The 17,113-nt window shown below is 36.7% G+C and carries 17 protein-coding genes; 2 read left to right on the top strand and 15 right to left on the bottom strand.

Annotated elements, in window-relative coordinates; genetic code table 11:
- Window positions 1–66 precede the first annotated feature (66 nt).
- Entirely contained in the window at window positions 67–306 is a 240-nt protein-coding gene (locus AC6CHJ_RS06250; RefSeq protein ID WP_147193571.1) for a hypothetical protein, read from the bottom strand.
- Window positions 307–435: 129 nt separating this feature from the next.
- Between AC6CHJ_RS06250 and AC6CHJ_RS06245 the strand changes: the two genes are divergently transcribed.
- Complete coding sequence (locus AC6CHJ_RS06245) at window positions 436–654, top strand: hypothetical protein (protein WP_392994164.1); 219 nt, start codon at window positions 436–438, stop codon at window positions 652–654.
- Between the two features lie 57 nt (window positions 655–711).
- Here AC6CHJ_RS06245 and AC6CHJ_RS06240 read toward each other — a convergent pair whose 3' ends face one another.
- From AC6CHJ_RS06240 to AC6CHJ_RS06195, 10 genes are all read right to left on the bottom strand, one after another.
- A complete protein-coding gene (locus tag AC6CHJ_RS06240; protein ID WP_147193573.1) occupies window positions 712–2,424 on the bottom strand; it encodes a methyl-accepting chemotaxis protein in 1,713 nt (570 codons plus the stop codon).
- A 211-nt stretch (window positions 2,425–2,635) separates the two neighbouring features.
- Window positions 2,636–3,535, bottom strand: a complete 900-nt coding sequence (locus tag AC6CHJ_RS06235; protein ID WP_147193574.1) for a patatin-like phospholipase family protein — start codon at window positions 3,533–3,535, stop codon at window positions 2,636–2,638.
- Between the two features lie 87 nt (window positions 3,536–3,622).
- Window positions 3,623–4,435: a metallophosphoesterase gene (locus tag AC6CHJ_RS06230; RefSeq protein ID WP_498287698.1), complete on the bottom strand. Its 813-nt coding sequence runs from the start codon at window positions 4,433–4,435 to the stop codon at window positions 3,623–3,625.
- Window positions 4,436–4,582: 147 nt separating this feature from the next.
- The gene (locus AC6CHJ_RS06225) at window positions 4,583–6,004 is read right to left on the bottom strand and encodes a polysaccharide pyruvyl transferase family protein (protein ID WP_392994169.1); all 1,422 of its coding nucleotides are present in this window, start codon (window positions 6,002–6,004) and stop codon (window positions 4,583–4,585) included.
- A 148-nt stretch (window positions 6,005–6,152) separates the two neighbouring features.
- Window positions 6,153–6,758 (bottom strand): hypothetical protein, encoded by a 606-nt coding sequence (locus tag AC6CHJ_RS06220; protein WP_392994172.1) that lies wholly within the window; start codon window positions 6,756–6,758, stop codon window positions 6,153–6,155.
- A 175-nt stretch (window positions 6,759–6,933) separates the two neighbouring features.
- Window positions 6,934–9,006: a catalase gene (locus AC6CHJ_RS06215; protein WP_392994175.1), complete on the bottom strand. Its 2,073-nt coding sequence runs from the start codon at window positions 9,004–9,006 to the stop codon at window positions 6,934–6,936.
- Between the two features lie 312 nt (window positions 9,007–9,318).
- Window positions 9,319–9,594: a DUF2087 domain-containing protein gene (locus AC6CHJ_RS06210; RefSeq protein ID WP_392994178.1), complete on the bottom strand. Its 276-nt coding sequence runs from the start codon at window positions 9,592–9,594 to the stop codon at window positions 9,319–9,321.
- Window positions 9,595–9,622: 28 nt separating this feature from the next.
- Window positions 9,623–10,120, bottom strand: coding sequence for a DUF1648 domain-containing protein (locus tag AC6CHJ_RS06205; RefSeq protein WP_249775867.1), 498 nt, complete (start codon window positions 10,118–10,120; stop codon window positions 9,623–9,625).
- A 147-nt stretch (window positions 10,121–10,267) separates the two neighbouring features.
- Window positions 10,268–11,047: a YqhG family protein gene (locus AC6CHJ_RS06200; protein WP_392994182.1), complete on the bottom strand. Its 780-nt coding sequence runs from the start codon at window positions 11,045–11,047 to the stop codon at window positions 10,268–10,270.
- A 32-nt stretch (window positions 11,048–11,079) separates the two neighbouring features.
- Window positions 11,080–12,606, bottom strand: coding sequence for a DEAD/DEAH box helicase (locus AC6CHJ_RS06195; protein WP_498287696.1), 1,527 nt, complete (start codon window positions 12,604–12,606; stop codon window positions 11,080–11,082).
- Between the two features lie 201 nt (window positions 12,607–12,807).
- On the opposite strand from AC6CHJ_RS06195, the gene AC6CHJ_RS06190 reads away from it, so the two are divergent.
- On the top strand, window positions 12,808–13,152 hold the full coding sequence (locus AC6CHJ_RS06190) for a hypothetical protein (protein WP_066786769.1): 345 nt from the start codon (window positions 12,808–12,810) through the stop codon (window positions 13,150–13,152).
- A gap of 396 nt (window positions 13,153–13,548) precedes the next feature.
- Here AC6CHJ_RS06190 and rnz read toward each other — a convergent pair whose 3' ends face one another.
- From rnz to AC6CHJ_RS06170, 4 genes are all read right to left on the bottom strand, one after another.
- The gene (gene rnz, locus AC6CHJ_RS06185; protein WP_498287694.1) at window positions 13,549–14,496 is read right to left on the bottom strand and encodes a ribonuclease Z; all 948 of its coding nucleotides are present in this window, start codon (window positions 14,494–14,496) and stop codon (window positions 13,549–13,551) included.
- 3 nt (window positions 14,497–14,499) lie between these two features.
- Window positions 14,500–15,747, bottom strand: coding sequence for a DNA polymerase IV (locus AC6CHJ_RS06180; protein WP_249775864.1), 1,248 nt, complete (start codon window positions 15,745–15,747; stop codon window positions 14,500–14,502).
- Between the two features lie 90 nt (window positions 15,748–15,837).
- Window positions 15,838–16,668, bottom strand: a complete 831-nt coding sequence (locus tag AC6CHJ_RS06175; protein ID WP_498287691.1) for an MBL fold metallo-hydrolase — start codon at window positions 16,666–16,668, stop codon at window positions 15,838–15,840.
- Window positions 16,669–16,758: 90 nt separating this feature from the next.
- Window positions 16,759–17,100, bottom strand: a complete 342-nt coding sequence (locus AC6CHJ_RS06170; RefSeq protein WP_392994195.1) for a hypothetical protein — start codon at window positions 17,098–17,100, stop codon at window positions 16,759–16,761.
- Window positions 17,101–17,113: the final 13 nt, after the last annotated feature.

Here is a 17,113-nt window from a genome sequence, read left to right as displayed (position 1 = left end):
TCAAAATCAAATATTTTATATGTAAAAACAAGCAGCAATCATTTGCTGCTTGTCTTGTTTTCCTATTTAATCAAAGCTATCGCGCCAAGCTTTTTCAGCCGCTTTTTCTCTTTTTTCTTCTTCTTTCCGGTAAATCTCTGTTCGTCTGCGCTCATTTTTTTCTTGAAGATGTTCTAACTCTTCTTTCCCTGCAAATTCCATACTAATTTCTGCTTCTTGAATATTCTTCTTTGTATTTTCAATCATACTGTTAATTCGCGCGCTGCTATTTGATCTTCTGTGATTTGAATTATCCTGTTTTGCCATAGTTATCCTCCATTCAAGTGTGTTCACCAGTAGTTTGTTTTTGAATGGATAAGTTATACCTCTTTCGTTCTATTCTCTCTTAAGTCTTACATAAAATAAAAAGAGAATTTAGCAAAAAGGAGTGCATGAATGTATACAGTTCATTTTTTAGAAGGAAAAAACATAGTCTTAAGCCAACTTTTAAGGAAACTGCCAAAAGTTGGAGATGATTTGCGCATTAAAGGACGAAAAGGCAAAGTATTAGAGATTATATACAATAACGAAAAGTCGGTGAACGTTAATGTTCATTTTGAGGTGAAAAAGAAAGCTCCTGCTGTCGCTGTACAATTCGGAAAAAAGAAAAAGTAATTGTTGGATGCTATAGTTATGAAAGAAATCCCCCATTTATCTCAATGGGGGATTTCTTTATTCTTTCAATTGAAATTGCATTACATGGTTTTCAAGTTGGCATGCCATCTCATTGGTGGTACCTGAACGAGTGGATACTTCATCAATCCCAGCAGTCGTTTCTTCTGCAGCCGCAGAGATACTGTTCATCGTGTTTTCAATACCGCGAATGGAAGTTGCAAGTTCCTGGATCATCTCTGCTACATGCTGTGCCTGATCCGTTTCCTTTGCCATTAAATTAGATATTACCGTTGTTTCCTTTACAGTTTCAGCAACTGATACTGCTATTTCGCTTAATGCTGTGACAGTTTGACTAACCGTTTCAGCACCTTGTTCTATCTGCTTGGTATTGTCTTCTACTGATTCTAGGACATGTTGAATTTTTTTCATAATATCTTGTACGAGCTTTTCGACTTGTGATGCTTCGCCATCTGATTGTTCGGCAAGCTTACGCACTTCTTCTGCTACTACCGCAAAACCTTTTCCATGCTCACCTGCTCGTGCAGCTTCAATCGATGCATTTAGCGCCAGCAAATTTGTCTGGGAAGCAATACCCGAAATGCTTGTCGTAATAGTTTGGATTTGTGAAGCAGATTCGACTAAATCAGATATTGTCTGGCTTACTTCTTGGGAACCGCCCCTGATTCTCTCCATATCACGGCTGATTTCAATGGCACGTTGCTCACCTTGCTTGGCCACTGCCATTGTTTGATTTGATTTTTCTACAGTTTGATCAGCTCTTTGCTTCATTTCTATCGACTCTTCTGCAAGCGATATTAATACAGTCGAAGCGTTTTCTGTATGGTGCATCCCATCAGTTACAGCTATCGAGACGTCCTCTATATTATGCGCAACAATTTGTACGGCATTATTCATTTCAGTTAACGAACTTGCAGTCTCTTGCGCATTTTCACTCAACTGATGTGATGTAGTATGCATCGTGGCTATCATCTGTTCCAAATTATCGCTCACTTGATTTAGTGTTTGAGCAAGATCGCCAATTTCATCATTACTTTTAATCTGGTTATTGGCAACAGAAAGATTACCTGAAGCAATTTCTTTTGCCTGTGAGATTAATTGGGAAATCGGCTTCGTCTTACGGCGAATTAAGAAGAATGTTACGATTGCGGCTAAAAGCATAGGAATTATACTTACTAGAATTCCTTTACTCACCACACCCCATGTTCTCGTACTAACAATATTTGCATCAAAATCTATTACACTAACAGCAATAATTTCTTGCGTTGGATCATTATCCTTATAGATAGGGGCATAACCAGATAAACGTTTCAGCCCTCCATATGTATACGGCTCTGTATATGTGGAATGTTTCATACTAAGTAGGGTACTCATTGCACTTTTGTCAATGTGAAAGGAATCTCCCGTATGAAAACCCTTGTCCGTTAAATTTTGATCTAATGCTAGAATGTTTCCTTCTAAATCAAGGATATACTGTGATTCAAAAATATCCTTATGTGCTGTTGTCCAATTAAGCTGTTCACTGATCCGGTCCTTTGCTTCTTGATTCCCGGATAATGCTTGATTCACGTCTTCCGGTTTTATTAAACCAGTTGTAATATTAGCGCAGCCATACGCCTCTATGCCTGCCGCTTCATATAGTTTATCGTAAGCAGTTTTATATGTAGCGATTGAAGAAATCACCATCATCACAATCAATATACCAGCAATGATAGAACCTAGTTGAAAGGTTAATTTTCTTGTAAACTTCATAGTTGAATTTTCCTCTTTTCTATTAAACAGCCAATAATCATAATCAATTGGATAATTTCCAAATTTTATTATAACGAAAGTAGTGCTTAAAATATAGCTTTTATGTGAGAAAAGTTTGTGACAACTCATACAATTGTCTCGTTTTCATAAAAAAAGAGAGACTGGATTTCCCAAGCTCTCATTTTTTTATATTTTATTTATTAAAATGCTGTTAATGTTGATAAGAATACATGCCACTCCAGCTTTTCAAGAAATCGAATGTGCGTTTCTTACCAATGTCAATTAATATTTCTTTCGTTTCTCCATCTAAAGAAAATTGTGTAGCGCTAAATTTCTCAACTGGTAAAAAAATAATATTTTTTTCATGTACACGGGAAATATAGCGCTCATCATGCGCATCCTTCATCGTCGCAAAAAGCGCCTCAAATAGCTGTAATCCATTTCGAATTTTATGTGGCTCCATATCCTTTCGTGAATTACTTAGCTTAATGCCAATAACAGGTCGCTCCTTATTGACCTCCTCATCAAACAGCCAGATTGGAAAATTGCTGAGCACACCACCATCTACAACAATAGATTCGCCTTGCCCAACATATAGTTTGACAGGCTCAAAGAAAAACGGAACACCACAACTCATCCTTAAAGCTCTAGAGACTAAAAAGGATCCAGGTTCTATATTATAGGTATTCAAATCATCTGGGAACACAATCATTTTTCCATTCGTTAAGTCGGATGCTATCAAGCGCAGCGAACCTTCTGGAAGATCACTAAACGTATAAATGTTTTTTTCTGACAACTTTTCATAAAACCATCTTTCAAGCTCTAACCCTTTGTAAATCCCCATTCGAAAATAGAGATTAATCCATTTCATGAAAGGTAGATTAAACATCATTTTTCTTTGATCCAGAAAAGTACTTACATCTAATTCATCAAGCATGGTTTCAATCTCATTTGCTGTATAGCCGGCTGCCAAAAAACAGGCCACAATAGCGCCTGCACTTGTACCTGCTACACGATGGAAATATATATCATTCTCTTCAAGCATTTGAAGAGCACCCACAAAAGCAAAGCCTTTAATTCCTCCACCCGAGAAAACGCCATCAACTAGCAAAGTGCAGTCCCTCCTCATTACACTGTAATAGAAGGTAAGTGATTTTAGAACAAATAAAAAAAGATTTTCTTTAACAGAAAATCTTTACTAGCTTAAAAGCTCTATTACAACAATTTCGGGTCGATTAAACAGGCGAAACATTGACCCGCTATTTCCTAATCCACGAGAAATTACTTGAATCATATTGTCTGTTTTATGGACACCTTCCACTCTCGAAGGGAATAATCGATAGCTATGATCAATCAAACCACCGATAAACGGGATGCGGATAATGCCGCCATGTGCATGGCCATTGAATGTTACATCAACTCCACGCTCTGCATAAAGTTTATGGTGTTCTGGACGATGTGCAAGCAAAAGAATAGGTAAAGAATAGTCAATCCCAGCAAGCGCATTATCTAACATTACTTCTAGATCTTTCCCGCCTGCTGGGTCTTCTATTCCGGCGATTTGAAGATACTTGCCGTTATGGTGGAACAATTCATAATGATTAGCTAAGATATGAACGCCCATTTTTTTGAGATGATCGCGAAGGTCAAACCAACCTTCAATTAACTCTTCGTGATTGCCTGTTATGAAATAAACAGGTGCAATGTTTAATAAGGACTTTACTGTGTTAAGACCTCTCACTTCATTGAAAAAGAATCGGTCCACCAAATCACCAGTGATAAAAATTATATCAGGATTTTGACCATTCACATGATCGATTAGATGTCTTTGATTCTTTCCAAATCGGGCATGATGCAAATCTGATATTTGAACAATCCGCAATCCTTCCAATTCACATGGAAGCTTGTTAACTCGAATCCTATACGTTGATAATTGGAGCCACTGCTGATTTAGATAAAGGAATCCCTCAATCAAACCAAATGCTGCCAAGAGTTTTAAAAAGCGTTTCATCTCTACTCAACCTTTCATGCATTATAGCACTATTGTTCCTCCTAAATAGCTGGACGAAACATGGCCACTATAGAATATGAAATTTCAGCACTTTCTATCACGGAATCGTACGGGTGAATTATTAATTTTAAGAAGCGCTTCACCAGTTTACTTCTTATTGCCAAATAACCTTGCTGCCTTTAATGCTAATTGCACTGATTTACGATTTAACGTAGCCTTTTGTACTTTCACTTCTTGTTGCAGTGTATTGATTTCTTTTTTAAGCTGCGGAATTTGTTTTTGAATTTGTTTTTGAAGCTGAGTAATTTTTTTTTCGCTTTTACTTTTTTCAACAGCTTTTTCTTGTTCAAATATTCCTGCCCATCGTCCAATCAATTCTTCATGTGAACATGCAACAAATGATTTGACTGCAGGGTAATAATCTACCTTTTCAATTCTTTGATCGAATACTGTATTTTTTACATTTGGATCTTCTTTAAATACATGGTCAAGCCCATTCTCATTCAAAAAGCTTATATAGCGATCAAAGTTTTCTGGCGCCCTTTTACTAACTTTTTGGAAATCTGCTTTCTCCACTACATCCAAAATATTAGTATTATCATCTATATCATTGGCCCATAAATAAGTGAAATCATGATATTCCGCAAGTTCTCTCATACGGCCGTCCTTAGGAATGATAATGCTAGGAGTTCCAGCTAAGATTGCTGCTACATTACCATGAAGACGAGCACCAAAGCTTAGGTCAGCTTGTTCGACAAACTCAAGCCAGGATGGAACATTCGTAAAATAACGGACACGATCTTCTTGATATAGTTGATGTGCTACTTTATAAGGGAAGTTTGATCCTTTACCAGGCAGGTCAGGTCCGCCTAAATAAATCATTCGAAGTTCCCGGAGCCATTGTGGAATATAATAGTGGTCAGGGAAAGCGTGGGCGCTGCGGTCAATAAAGTCTAAAACATGTTTAGGAGATTTTGGCGAGTTATTAATCGTTACCATTGAATCCTGCGTGATTGTAGTATTGCGGATCGGCAAATCTCGACCAAAACCAAACATTGATGGGCAACCAATTACTGTATGGTCTTTCCCTTCTGTAAATCCTAATTTGGTTAAATATCGTGCAGTAATATCGCCTCGGACACCAATAATCGAAGATTTATTAAGAACTGCTTTTACAAAATCCTTAACGTCTTGATCAAATTCAAACGACTGATCTAGATTTGGTTCAAAATCAATGCTAAGCCCTACCCCAATTACATAGACAGGTATCGTCAAGCGATTAATCAATTCGGCATATTTCTTAAGTTTCGGTGCGAAGCTTGGTCTGAAAGCATCCGCAAGCGGTATAATATAGCCATCATAATTTGCATTGATATAATCTGCTCTATTTGGATTGATTTTATAGTAATCAGGCGTCAGTTTGACGTCCTCTGTGGTTAATGTTCTGAAAATACTATAGGCATACACTAGATTCCCAACGTTGCTGCCAATCGAATTATGGACAATTTCATAAGCCGGAGTAAAGTTTTCATAAGGAGACATACCAGCTCTTATTAAATAATGTTTCATTCTTTTCTTGATCTTCCTTTCAAAAATATGCATTATTCGACATGTTTACTACGTTATCATATATTCAAAGTGTTGTCTAACTAGCTCGATTGCTAGAGGCTTTATTAAAACTAAGTACCCAATAAAAAAAGACAGCATTAAATCAAACTTACTGGTTTAATACTGTCTCTTTTTTTGAGATGCTTTCGTCCAAACCAGCTATCCCATTTTGTTTTAAAATACTCTGTAATTTATGTTTAGTATTTTCATCTGTAACAATACAGCTAACTGAAAAAAGCTGCTTTTTTATAACTAATTCGTATCCATTATTAATATCCTTACTGTACCCGTAATAAGGATGGTTAAAGTCGATAGGTTGGAAGTTAAATGATTTCACTTTTCTCCAAGGAATATATTTGTTTCCTATTACTATGCCTTTCTCAACTATTGCAAATAGATTAAGAAGATTTTTAATATTTACTACTGGGATAACAGCTAAAATAAAGGTATTGATTGAAAATAAATAACTATAGATTAACGCACCATATGCAAACATTAAAGCTATTACGTATAAGAACGCACTTTCTTTTATTGCTTTAAGGGATTGACGAGCATTTTTTCTCTGTGGAAATATTTTTATATTCTCTTGGTCTTGAATGGTTAATGGAAAAATTACAGGACCCTTCAATTTATATACAAGTCGTATAAAATTTACAGTAAAGTAAAGGAGAACAGCTATTAAGCTAAGATAAAGAAATAACATGAATAACATCATAATATTCACCCCTCGTATATGTATTATTTTAATTTTACCTTATTTTCCTTTATATAGAAACTAAAAATCCTCTTATCATTTACTGATAAGAGGAGCTATTTAATTCTAAAATTTATTGACTAAAAAGTAAATAAACTGGCTGAATTGTCAGCCAGTCTATTTATCTTTTATTATATTATGTGCGATCCCAGAAGCGTTCCATCGCAATTGCATTGACAAATTCTTTATGGAAGTTTGGATTATTTGCAGCAAATACTACGCCTGACAAGTTATTATTTTGAGTTGTAGGAATGTAAGCTTTACCTGTTGATGCTACTCCTATTGGTTTATAATGTTTGTAAGCTTCCTGAACGAATATGGCCATTTCGCCATCAAACATAGGTTGGTCTGTCGAAGTACCACCCACAACATATAGTGAATCGACTAAATATGGACTTGAAGTGAGGAACGTTTTATTGACCATAATTGACGTACCGTCATCTCCCTTAACTTCTCCAAGCTTATCACTAATAACATCCACAAATACGCCGTTTTCCTCTAGTGAACTCAACGCCTCAGATACTTCTTTTCCGTTGAATCCATTACCAATTAATACACCTACTTTACGTGTATAAGCTGAACTATTCATATTCGTATATTGACTTAGAGATGGGTAGCTTGTTTCAACTGAGACATGTGTACCACTTGGACGATCTACGCCGAGATTATCAGCAACAATATAGGCCATTTCTTGGTCTACGTTTACAAGTTGATCTACACATTGTTGGCGTACGGACTTGCTTAATACGCTACCAATTTGGAAGCTCAACGCTTTAATTGTATGTTGTTTTTCAATCTCCGTTAAACTATTCCAGAATATTCTTGGTTGTGTATAGTAATCAGTAAATGAATCACTTCTTGCTCTCGTCATGGTTCCGTCCACTTTTTGAGGATAATGTTCATAGCCTCCCTCTTCGATTGGTGTTGTATGAGGCGAACTATTACTTAATGAATTATTATTGTATTTTGCTTCGTCTACATCTATTGGATATCTCATAAAGCCTTGTTGCGAGTTATTATGGAACGGGCAGACCGGTCGATTTATAGGTAAATCTTGGAAATTAGAACTACCCAGGCGATGATATTGAGCACTTTGATAAGCAATTAGTCTACCTTGCAGTACAGGGTCATTGGAAAAATCAATACCTGGCACTACATTTGCCGGATTGAATGCAACTTGTTCAATTTCTGCAAATTCATTATCAACATTTCTGTTTAACGTCATTTTACCAATGAGTTTAACTGGTACAAGTTCTTCTGGCCAGAATTTAGAAGGATCAAGAATATCAAAGTCAAATTTGTGTTCATCCTCTTGTGAGATGAGTTGTACACCTAATTCGTATTCTGGGTATGCACCTTTATCAATTGCTTCTCTCAAATCTCGTCGATGGTAGTCCGGGTCAATCCCACCGATTTTTTGTGCCTCATCTTGCAATATTGAATGGACACCGAGTACTGGCTTCCAAACAAATCTAACAAATGTAGGAACACCTTCCTCATTAACAAATAAGTACGTATTAATCGCCCATGATTCCATCATACGGTAACTTCTTAAGATGCCTCGATCGGACATTACCCATAAAGCCATATGAAGAGCTTCTGGATTGTTTGCTACATAATCCCAAAACGTATCATGGGCACCAGCACCTGTTGGCATACCTGTTCGTGGTTCTGCTTGATATGCATGAATAACATCCGGGAATTTCATAGGATCTGTGTTAATTAATACTGGCATTGCAATGGATGTTAAGTCATAGTTCCCTTCTTCTGTATAGAATTTCACACCTAAGCAGCGTAAGTCTCTGGCTGTATCTTTAGATCCTCTGCTCCCTTGTACCGTTGAAAAGCGTACAAATAAAGGTGTCTTTTTGCCTGCCTCTTGTAAGAATCCCGCTTTTGTTAGGTCTTTCATCGATTCGTAACATTCAAATTCGCCATGCGCTCCATATCCTCTCGCATGTACCTTCCTTTCAGGTATAGGTTCACGCACAAATTTGGTCATTTTTTCAAAATAATAGTAATCTTGTTGCAAAGAAGGACCACGTTCACCTGCAGTTAATATTTCGGCGTCATTTACTACCTTTCTGCCTTGATTCGTTGTTAATGGTTTACCCATATTACTTACTCGATAATTTTCTAATTGTTCGTTTTTACTGTTTTCATTTACATTGGTTTTAATTGATTTATCTTGTGCCACAAAATCACCCATCCTATTTTTATTTTCTTCTACAATCTTGAATTTACCCTAAATTTTGGACAATAAACTTTTTCAATAGATATCGCCTGCCCAATAAATCGCTGTTAATATTAACTAGCTCACTATTTTTTACCCAGCTTAATTTTTCTGAAACGCATGTATACATAAATATTTAACTATCAAAATTTATTTTTTAAAAAATTAATTCTAGTGAAAATACAACCTGTAACTATCCTTCATACAATGAAGGTTTGCTATTATAAACAATTCATGTGTCTGAAACTATAATATAAAAAAGGACATGAGATGGGCTTCATGTCCTTTTTATTCATTATATAGGGCGTCATCTGAATTGACTGTATATTGGCTGCCATTATTTGTTCTTCGCAGATAGTCATAATCCACCAAGTATCTTCTCAAAATAGCAAAGTCATCATACATTTGCTGTAGGTTTTCATTTACTTCTTTTTCTGTGTATATTTTATTTTTTTTAAAGCGTTGAATGATAATATCTAGAATCTGCAATTTGTTTTTTTCTTTTTTAGGTATTGTCAGCAGCTGTCCATTTTTAAAGTAACGCTCTTGGATAGTTTTATTCATAAGCATTTCCCCCTACTCCCTTAAATCTTTACTGGATTTTCTGTTGCCGTATAATACCCACAATTAATGGTATGAGTGTGCATGCAAGAACGGCAGGGAGAAACCATATACCAAACCCCTTCCACCATCCCATCGCAATAGAAACGGACTCAAATGCAATCAGAGAGAAAAGAATTAGGCAGATATTTTTTATTTGGTTGAGCATTTGCCTACTGATTAAGTAAAAACTTGTTGCATTTTCTTCGTTTATTCTTGCGGGGTAGTTATGGATTTCCGGGTGCTTTTCAATTGGCAACATAATAAGGAAGATGATCAAGCTTATCCCCGGCAATAAAAAAAGTTCCCATTTTGAGCCCATGCGGTCTACCTTGCCTGCTGCATTGTAATGGGCAGGGACCTGTTCCGGCAAGCGTCCCCATACAAGCACTAGAAAGATAATTGACCCAGCAAAGAACAAATAGCCAAACAAATCAAATATTTTTTCATTTTTAGTTTTAGGCAGGTGAATTTTTGGTCTTTTGCCCATGATGTTTCTTCTCACTCCTTTATTATGCTTTAGTTGGAATTTATGTATGTATAAACCAATTGTAACACAATTGAATGAAAATTTCGTTTATATTTCAATAACCCCATACGAAAAAGCTCAATACAGCATAGTGTATTGAGCTCCAACTTATTTCAAATAAAAGATACCGCCATTAATAATTTCACATTTAATCTTCGCCGCATACCGTTCCTCTAGTGCCTTTTTTTCGATTTCGTAGCACTCAGGTTTATCTTCTACATCATTATAGAAGTAATCGAGAACTCTTTGATCTCTAACCCATTTTTGTTTTGCTTTCTCTGCCCAATTATGGTCATCGCCTTGGATGATATTATAAAGTAACTCATCAAGTCGTTCTATTCCTCTGAGCGGTTTTATAATATATTGTAACGGAAACGCAGCATCCGGTCTTTCCGACACAAATGACAGCTCTTGAATCTGTTCATGGAATTGTTCGATTACCTCCCCAGTCATTAAATTCAAGCCGAAAGAAAAAAGCATTTCTTTTGTTTGATCACAGTAATAGGAAACTTTATAGTTTACACCGAGAAAAGGTGTTAAAAATATTTGGTCCTGATTATCATCAACAGCTTCATATAAATGGACATATGCACCGAGTTGCTGTGCTACGTGAAAGATTTGATTAAGCCGATAAGAACCAAATCGTACGATCTCCCCTTTTACATCTTCCAAAACTTCTTCGGGATGTGTAATACATGTGAGTTGAGCAGGACAAGGAACACCATTCGTACTCTCAACATATTTCCAATAATAAGGCCGATTCATAATTCGTTTGTCCATGTCGATTGTCAATTGAGCCGTAATATAATGAGGATGCCTTTCGATAATAGAACAGTCTGTTTCTTCAAAAAAATGGCTCAGATATTCGTTCACTTGCGAAGAATACATGCTTTTCCTCCTTTCTAAACATTTTCCTAAACCTAAATTGGATGTTTGTAAGTTAAGATATCGTCTAACTCCCCGACAACTTTTTCAAAAACGTCAATTTTCAAATGCAGGAGATCTAATATTTTTTGTTCAATCGTATCTGCTATTGCCAAATTATAGATTTGGACATCGTGTTCTTGTCCTAATCGATGTACGCGACCGATTCGTTGTTCTAGCTTCATTGGATTCCATGGTAAGTCATAGTTAATAATATGGTGGCAGAATTGAAGGTTAATCCCTTCCCCTCCCGCTTCCGTTGCAATTAATACTTGCGCCTTTTCCTTAAACAAATATTTCATATAATCGCGTTTACTTTTATTATATTTACCATTAAATAGTACACTGGTTATGCCGTTATTATGCAAGAACCATTGAAGAAAAATCTGGGTTGCACGGTATTCTGTAAAGATAATCACCTTATCCTCGGCACTACGTACAATCTCTAACACTTTTTCAGCCTTAGCATTCGTTTGGAGTGCCATTAATTGTTCTATTACTTCTTCAACGAATGCAATTTCATCTTTCGTATTACAGTTTTTCATCATATTTTCTAGTGTAAGACATGTAGCTTCTTTACTGCTACACATTTCTTTTTGCAATGTAATCATAGAAAAGGAGCCTGAAAAGACAGATGAGATGTCTTTCAATTGAAGTATTAAATCATAAACTTCTCTTTCCTTTTCAGTAAATTCAACAGGGATATTATGCACTTTTCTTGTTGTCCATTCAATGCCTGTATCCTGTCGCCTATTTCGGACCATTACTTGATTAACGAGTTCCTTTAGAAACTCGTCGTTTTCTAAATCATGCTTGCTCGCTTTAAATGATGATTGAAATACATCGAAGTTGCCTAGATGACCAGGTTTTAGAAGTGAGATGAGATTGAAGAGTTCAAATACGTCATTTTGAATCGGGGTAGCAGTTAATAATAGACAAAACTTTTTCTTTAAGCTTTGAACAAATTCGTAGATTTTAGTCTTATGGTTTTTAAGTTTATGCGCTTCATCAATAATAATCATGTCATACGCCTCTGCATAGATAGCCTCTTTATGTGGACTTTTTTTGGCAGTATCCATACTCATGACGAGAATATCTGTATGCTCAATGGAAGTGTTCTTTCTATAGGGGATGGCCGGTATATAAAATTTACTCGTTAACTCATCAGACCATTGATTGACAAGAGATGCTGGTGCAAGAATTAGAGCTTTTTTAACAAGGCCTCTCATGAGGTATTCTTTTAATATTAGACCTGCTTCAATTGTTTTACCGAGTCCTACTTCATCTGCGAGTATAGCTTTACCGTTCATCCTTTCGATCACCGTCTGGGCGGCTTCTAGCTGATGTTCAAGCGGTGTTACGTTGGGCAAATATTTCAATGACTTTAAGCCAGTAAATTCAGTGATAAGATTCGTTTTAACAACATCGTAGCACATTTTGTACAGTTTCCAGCTATCCCACTGTTGTGTGTTGAGCCTTTCAGCGAATTCTTCCTCCCAATTAGGCGATTTTTCCACATTCATGCGATCACCTCTTATATTCTTTTGTCTTAACATGTGCCAATATTGCATAAACTATGTTATTTCCTTAATAAATTAAGCAGGCATTAAACCAATTCATTTGTCGTCCTACTCATATACTAAGGAGAGGAAGGAAGCATAAATAATTATGTATTCATTTCGTTTTAATTCTCATTTGCACAATAAAAAGGAGGTGTTTTTTGAATGAGTGGAAATAATAATTCAGAAAACAGAAGAAAAAGCAGTAATTCATCCTCTTCCAACTTCAAAAAACATCCGGCCGTAAATGACTATAGCTTAGAAGATTTAACAAGTGGTAAACCATTGGATGTCGTGGTAGCTGCTTTATTACTTTCAGGGAAGTTAAAAGTGGATGGAGTTCAGCTATTCCGTGAATCACCAGCACTTATAGTGACATTAATAGGGAAATTTAAGACTGGTGATGATAATAAAAATAATAACCCTAATAATTTTTCGCATGGCACTAATGGATGGAACGATGTTTTTGATGTTTTTCAACAACGCACACAAAAAGGTGATGATTCTTGAATAATATGAATAATAATATTTTTGGAAGTGGAGCTTTTTCGAATGCTGTCATGCTAGTTGTATTAATGTTTTTACTCATTTATGGTTCAACTAGGGTAACTAGAGTACCAGTTATAACAGAATTGATTTGATATCACTAGACAACCGCACAAACAGCTTCTCGTGAAAAGAATATACTACTAATAATCCAAGTGATAACAGCCATGGCTTTGGTGAAGCCATTTGCGCGTTTAGTCACTTGGAAAATTCCTCCTATAACTTCAGGCAACGCCCTTTGTCTGAAGGCTCAAAATATAGACACTCCCACCTTTTTCAGTTTCGCTTTGCCCAAATGCATATTTGGGCATTTTTCTATTTTATTTGCTGAATTCCAGCATTCATCTAAAATTAATCATATTAATTTTTTAATGTTTGTTTTAATTCTCCATGTAGCCAGGTAAATTCATCGAGGTCCTTCACAATATAAGCATTCGGAATAATCTTTCTTACTTCATGAACCATTTTTGATGCGTCTTCAGATAAGTAACGCGCACTAATATGGTTTAATAGCAAATTTTTAACCCTTGCTTTTTGTGCAACCTTGGCTGCAATTAGATTGGTTGAGTGCCCGTAAGCAGCCGCTCCTTCTTCAAGAGAAGCATCAAACGTACTCTCATGAATCAAAACATCGGCTTCTTCACTAAGTCTGACACTATTTTCAGAATACATAGTGTCCCCTAATATGGTGACCGTAAAACCTTTCTTAGGCTCTTCGGTGACTTCTATACTTCTGACAACTGTCCCATCCTCTAATACAATGTCTTCTCCATTCTTAAGTCTTCCCAATAATGGCCCTTTAGGTACGCCAAGTGCAACAGCTTTATCCATGAGAAGGGTACCCTTTTGCTGTTTTTGCTCAATTCTATAACCATAGCTTGGTACCACATGCTCTAATGGCATTGCCTTAACTATAAATTGCTCATCTTCAAATATAATTCCTTCATTCACTTCTACAAAGCGAATAGGATAACCCAAATGTGTGCCTGTAATTTTGAACGTAAGCAGAATCCATTCCTCAATGCCTTTTGGTCCATATATGGTTAAAGGTCCATCTCCTCCTAAAAAGGAGCGAGATCCAAGAAATCCAGGCAGCCCAAAAATATGGTCGCCATGCAAGTGTGTGATAAAGATTTTATCAATTTTACGTGGTTTAATTGTTGTGTGTAATACGAGGTGCTGTGTAGCTTCTCCACAGTCAAAAAGCCAAATAGTCCCTCTTTCTTCTAATAATTTGAGTGCAAGCGAGCTTACATTTCTTCCTTTTGATGGCATGCCAGCACCCGTTCCTAAAAATTGGATTTGCATCTATTATCCCCTCTCTCGATGATCATCTAAAAAATCTTTGCTAAAGCTTGTTTTTGATTCATAGGTAGTTTTTTTTGCATGTTTAATGCCTTTTGTAATCTTATCCTTGCCGAATTTATATTGCAATTCTTCAACAACTTTACGAATTGGCTCCTCTTTTGCGTATTTTTCATATGTAAAAAGAGATAGTTGTTCTACTGTATCTGACTGATCTACTACATTGCTAACTGTCACACCAAGCAGGCGTACAGGATTTCCATTCCAATGTTTTTCAATGAGGGAGAGTGCGATTACTTCAATATCTTTTTTCTTAAAAATAGCGTTTTGTGAAGTTTTGCTCCGTGTATAATTATGCCAATCTGCATCTCTAATTAAAATGGAGACCGTATGCCCTGCTAATTTCTTCGCATCCAACCTTTTAGCTACACGCGTACATAGTTCTTCTATAGCAGCTTGAAGCTCTGAAAGAATCATTAAATCAGAAGGAAATGTCACGGAGTGCCCAACTGATTTAGTGTCGTAAATAGAATTAGGATCGACTTCCCTTTGATCTATTCCTTGAGCTCTATTCTTCAATCGAAGGCCATTTTTTCCAAGATTCGCTTTCAATAAATAATCTTCGCTTCTCGCTAAATCGCCAATTGTTGCAATCCCGATTTCTTTTAGTTTGTTGGAAGTGCTAGATCCAACACCGTGCATCTCAATGACAGGCAAATGCCACAGCATTTTTTCAACATCGCGCTTCCGTAGGATTGTAATGCCCATGGGCTTTTTCATATCAGAAGCTGTTTTTGCTAAAAACTTGTTCGGCGCTATGCCAATTGAACAAGGCAAATCAAGCTCATGCAATATACGTGTTTGAATCATTTCCGCTAGTTGTATTGCTTCAATTCCATGTGCAATTTCCGTTACATCTACATAGCCTTCATCGATCGATACAGGCTCAACAAGGTCGGTGTATGAGCGTAAGATATCGAACATCGCTTTTGACGCATGGCGATATCGTTCAAAGTTTGGTGGCAGTACAATAAGATTTGGACACTGTCTCTTTGCTTCCCATACAGCCATTGTCGTAAAAATGCCTTTTGCCCTTGCTTCATAAGAACAAGTAACGAGTATCCCTTTCCTTTCGCTAGGATTACCAGCAATGGCTACAGGCTTCCCCTTTAATTCAGGATGGTATGCTTGTTCAACAGAAGCATAAAAACTATTCATGTCAATATGAAATATAATCCTTCCACGACCATTCATACAATCCCTCCATCGATCACACGTTCTCTATTTAGTATACCAAATTTTTTTTCGATAAAAAAGCAAGCGAGATTTCCGCTTGCTGATGATTTATTGATTAGGCTTTGCATATTCAGCGTAATGATGGACAAGGTGATCCAGACCATCTCTTAATTCTTGACCTGACATTGCTACGCCGTGTCCTGTGATTGCCACTTCAGGCTTTAATTGTATTAACTTTTTTATCGACTTTAATGCTTCAGCAAAGTCTTGCGTCAGATATTTGGGTGGCCCGCTAATTTCCTCTTTTTGCGAAATCACACTTGTCAGAGATTCTTGCTTAACTGTTATAAACGCATCCCCTGCGATTAAGGCACGGTCTTTATCTCTGAAGAATGAGACATGACCTCGCGTATGGCCTGGTGTATGAATCCAGCGAAACTCGGGTAAGAAAGGCACACTCCCATCTGTTGGCAATGCTTGCACATGATTGCCTAAGTTAATCGCATCGTTCGGAAACATAGGCGACATTTTTGCAACTAACCCAGGATCTGAACTAGCATCGGGATGGGGATAATTCATTGCTCCTGTTAGGTAAGGCATCTCCAATTCGTGTGCATATACAGGGACTTCCCACTTTTCGATCAGTTCAATAATAGATCCGACATGATCGAAATGGCCATGTGTAAGAATAATCGCCTTTGGTTTATTCTCTTTGCCAAAACGTTCCTCTACCTCTGCTATAATCTTGTCAGCTTGCTTTGGAACCCCTGCATCTACTAGTACAAACTCATTGCTATTCGGCTCGCCGACTAAGCAAATATTTGCAATCTGTGTTGTATACATATAAAGATCAGGGAGCACCTCGACCCCTTTTCCACTTGCAACGGAAGTAGCAGGGATGAATTTATAATCATTGCCATACTTCATCTCTTGTTCCATACTTAATCTCCTTTCTAATTCTGTTTGTGATCTATTACCCTTTCTTTCAGAAAAGAATCATTGCTCCCACTGCGTCCTTGGACATTAAATTTATTCTTCCTTTTTCCCTTGCTGCTCTTTGTTATCGTTCATTGAGCGGTAAACCATTGTCTTCATACTGCCCTGAACAACATTCTCCAAGAAAAATGAACCAACCAATTCTAAATATTTGTCATCATCGTACATTTTTTTATTTTGTAGTTCCATTTCAGCCAAGCCATCATATGTTGCTAAAAGTGCATACGTGTAATCTTCTCCAACAATCGGCAGTAGAATATCGACAATGTGATGATAATTTTCATTGCGGTATTTTTTTAATTCCTGTAAGTTCTCAACAGCTTCCTTGAATTTTTCTTGTTTCATTTCAAACGTTTGATAAACATATAGTGGCATTCTATTTTCAACT

Source organism: Rummeliibacillus sp. GQ308, from assembly GCF_059759115.1.
This window is presented reverse-complemented; position numbering and strand designations above follow the sequence as displayed.